The sequence below is a fragment of the Rhodopirellula sp. JB055 genome (genome assembly GCF_043100905.1).
Classification (GTDB): Bacteria; Planctomycetota; Planctomycetia; order Pirellulales; family Pirellulaceae; genus Rhodopirellula.
In genome coordinates, this window is the sequence record NZ_JBICHO010000625.1 from 1 (window position 1) to 3,983 (window position 3,983).

Below are 3,983 nucleotides of genomic sequence, written 5' to 3' on the forward strand. Positions count from 1 at the left end.
CGAGGCGACGAGTCCTGAACGGGCTCGAAATCCAAGGACTCGTCGCCTCGTCCATTACGATCACCCCTCACTCTTTACTTTGACAGAGCACTCGAAACTTCGGTCGGCAATGTGTGAGCCGCCGGCAAACGCAACGTGAAACAACTTCCGCTGCCAAGCTTGCTTTCGCACACCAGTGTCCCGCCCAGGGTCGTCGCGATTCGACTGGCGATCGCTAGCCCCAACCCGGTTCCCGCGATCCCGCGACGGCGCGCTAAGTCCGAACGAAAGAATGGATCGAACAACTTGGAAACGTCCTCCTCGCTGATCCCGGTCCCAGAATCCTCGACCTGAATGAACGTCTCGTCGTTTTCCTGAAACGCGCGAACCACAATCGGCGATCCCGGTTCACTGTACTTGACCGCATTGCCAACCAAGTTGTCGATCACACGTGCCAGTAACGCCGGTGTCGCCCGCACTGAGGCTCCTTCCGGCAGCGAAATCTCCATTTGGAAATCCGAACCTCGTTCCTCCAAAGGCCACGTTGACTGCTGACTTTCCAACCAAGGTAGAAGCTCAAAACAACGCAGTGCCGGCGACGAAGAATCGCGATCACTGCGAGCCAGGAATAACAGCGACTCAACGATTTCCTGCAACGATTGCGTTTTGTTTCGCAACATCGACAAAGTCGTTTGGTACTCGCTGTCGCTGCGTGGGCGCCGCAGGGTCACGTCGATTTGTCCCAGCAGCACGGTCAACGGTGTTCGCAATTCGTGCGCGGCTTCTCCCGCGAATCGGCGCTGCTGATTAAACGCTTCTTGCTGTCGCCCGAGCAACCGATTGAACGCGGTCGCTAGCTCGGCCAATTCATCATGCGAGTTCGTGTTTGTCAGCCGCGAATCGAAATCGGCCCCCGAGATCGCTTGGGCTTGTTCCGCCATCGCCGCAACGGGACGCAGTGCTTTTCGAACCACCCATTGCCCCATTAACGCGGCGATCGACCAAGCCAGCAAAGGCAGCAGCGTGACCAACAACATCAACCGAAACAGAATCGCATCGCGAGGGGCCGTCGGTCGTCCCACCACCACCTTCAACTGGTCAAATTCGTCCAATTCCCGCAGCAATCGAACGGGCCGTGGTGCTGCCACTTGCCGGCTCATCATCACCCAGCCATCGGACACCGTCGTTTCTGCCGCCAGCCCCGTTTCAACATCCGGTCCCAACGGGATCGATGTGAACGCGGCCAGCCCCTCAACTCTTGACACGAATTCTTGATCGATTGCTCGAGAGCGTTCGACGATCACACCGTCGTCACCGATCACCACCCAGTGCACTGCACCAAATTCATTGTGCACGCCAAAGTCGATCGAGTGTTCCAACGGTTGCCATTTGACTTCCGTTTCTTCAACTTCGGCAGCCGCGACGAGCGACTTCAGAACGCTGCTCAGTTCGTCATCAAACCGCGAATGAATGTGCTGGCTGGTGATGGAATAGAACACCAGCGAATACACCGCCAGGATGACTCCAAGCGCTGTCAAAAAGAAAATGCAAACCCGATTGGTGAGACTCATGCGTTCACGGCGATGATTCCAGAATGTATCCCTGACCGCGACGAGTCTGGATCACTCGCGGGCCGACCTTTTCTAGTTTGCGCCGCAAGTCCTTCACGTGCACTTCCAGCGTGTTGGACATGCCGTCAAAATTTTCGTCCCAAACCGTCTCGTAAATCCGTGTGCGTGACAAAACCCGTCCGGGGTTCCGCACAAACATTGTCAACAAAGAAAACTCTTTGGCCGTCAAATCCAACGGCACCTCACTTCGAGTGGCGCGTTGCTGAGCCAAATCGATTCGGATGTCTTGGTATTCCAGATGCAACGAATCAGATTGGCCTTGGCGTCGCAGCAGCGACCGCACGCGAGCCAACAATTCCTCAAACGCAAACGGCTTGGTCAGGTAATCATCCGCACCCGCATCCAATCCCGTCACCCGTTCGTTGACACCATCGCGAGCGGTCAGAAACAAGACAGGCGTCGAGCGGTTCTTCTGACGAAAACGACGCAGGATTTGCAGCCCATCCTCGCCAGGCAACCACCAATCCAAGATGACAAGATCCCAGGTCTCCGACTGCAATCGCAACCACGCGTGGCCACCATCCTCACAATGAACGACGGAATAGCCCTCTTCGGTCAAACCTCGCACCAGAAAATCTGCGATTCCTGGCTCATCCTCGACCACCAGCACTCGCACGCTCATTGGACTGCTCGCTGCATTGCAATTCACCTCGATTCAAATCACCGACCAACCGATGGCCATCAAAAACTTCTTGAGCAACAGACACACCAGTCTGGTCATCCACCTAAGCCAGGCATGAACTCAAGATGAAGATTTCTTTATCCACGCCGCCAATCAATGCACGTTCGATGGTTGTCGTCGTGGATGAGGCGACGAGTCCTCCCGTTTCTCACCGGGCGGCTTGCGCCACACCGCCAACATCGTCACTGGTTGTCCACACGTTGCGAAGCAGTTTTCCAAGTTGCGAAGCAGTTGTCCAACTCGATCCACACCAAGTTTTTGTTCTCACATAAAGCCTGTTTTAGATTCGCTTCAGCAAGAATTCAGCGTGCCCGGCGATAGTAGGAAGACCTTTCACTTGTCGTCTACTTGCGAGAACCAACATGATCAGCCTGATCTTCGTCGTCCAGTCCACCGCCATCGTCTCCGCCCTCATTCTGTTGCTGGTCAGCCTAACCGCTTACCTCAAATGACCAGATCGATTCAGAGTTCCGGCCCGACGATCTTTGGCAATTGCCGATAAAGAAATCTTGGCATCACCGCCAAGAACCCGTCAGAAACCGGGTCGTGCTCGATCGCCAAACCGACACCGACCAAGCGAGCCGATTCGCGAATTCGGTGCAAGACATCGTCGCGCCGTGGCCCCAACGGTTCGCTTCGCACGACGACCGGCAATCGGTCATACGTGGCGGATGTCCCAACCCACCAATGCGATGAATCGACCTCGCGAATTTGCAAACCCATCGGATCCAAGGTGCGGTTGAGCATCTTCCCGGCGGGAACTTTGTTGCCTGGTTCCCCCGCGTACGCCATCACCAGTTGCCCCGGTGACAAACGACGTCGTTGAGCGTCCGTCCAGTTGATAACGCAGGTCGCTTGATTCACCCGAGCGGTTCGTCGCAACAATCCCGCCATCGCAATCGCAGTGTCCAACTGCGAACCTGGGTCGCCCTCAACCAGTTCCGGCCAAGCAGGCGGCAAGCCGTCATCGATCAATTCCTCCGTAGGCCGATGAACGTAAGCCGCGGTCCAGCGCGACATCACCTCGTCACCCAGCATCGGCTCGTGTTGCCGCATCTGACGCAACGATTCCGTCGTCAAACAACGCAGGTGCAGCGCGTCACGCGGCTCCAGTTCCACGGCCGATGTCAGTCGATCCAAAAGCAATTCCGCCGACCCGCGTTCAGCACCGAAATCATCCAGCTCCACCAACGCTTTCGTTTGTGCCTGCAGCGTTTCCATCGGCAAGGTTAGATTCAGCCGGTCGTCCTCCATTTCAATCTTCAAACCCGCTGTACGAGCCGCGTCGCCCAGCAATTGCCCCATCGTCGTCCAGCCCTTCACATTGGTTGCCACCGCTTGCCTCAGATCCGTTCCGGCCAAATCCATGGACACCCAGTCCAACTGGATTGGAATCAAGGTGGCTTCGCCGATGAACAGAACCAAATCCGACAAGGGATACCCTTTGGTGCTGATCGCCAACCGCATTTTCAGCGCCGTCTCAATGTCGACTTCCTTTGGCGGAGTCGCGATCAGCATCGGATCAACAAACTCATTCGCCGCCACGTCCAACACAACGTCCTCCAGTACCGGTGCCTCCGACATCGGCGGGGCATCCGGCGGCTGGCCCGGCATCTCCAACAACTTTTGAAACTGAGCGAATTCAGGCGGCAATTCCATCACCGGATCGGGTTTCTCTTCCTCGGCAGGCG

At 56.4% G+C, this 3,983-nt stretch carries 2 protein-coding genes and 1 pseudogene; all 3 read right to left on the reverse strand.

Annotation, left to right across the window (positions count from 1 at the left end; all coding sequences use genetic code 11):
* Positions 1–74 precede the first annotated feature (74 nt).
* Positions 75–1,550 (reverse strand): sensor histidine kinase, encoded by a 1,476-nt coding sequence (locus tag ACF8AM_RS24285; protein ID WP_392558132.1) that lies wholly within the window; start codon positions 1,548–1,550, stop codon positions 75–77.
* 4 nt (positions 1,551–1,554) lie between these two features.
* Positions 1,555–2,259 carry a response regulator transcription factor gene (locus tag ACF8AM_RS24290; RefSeq protein WP_392558133.1) on the reverse strand — a complete coding sequence of 235 codons (705 nt, stop codon included), beginning with the start codon at positions 2,257–2,259 and terminating at the stop codon, positions 1,555–1,557.
* A 495-nt stretch (positions 2,260–2,754) separates the two neighbouring features.
* Positions 2,755–3,983 (reverse strand): annotated as a pseudogene (locus ACF8AM_RS24295) (hypothetical protein); the annotation flags it as partial.

Excerpts from the sequence above, each read along its gene's own strand:
- ACF8AM_RS24285 (WP_392558132.1), bottom strand. The coding sequence starts at position 1,550 with ATGAGTCTCACCAATCGGGTTTGCATTTTCTTTTTGACAGCGCTTGGA.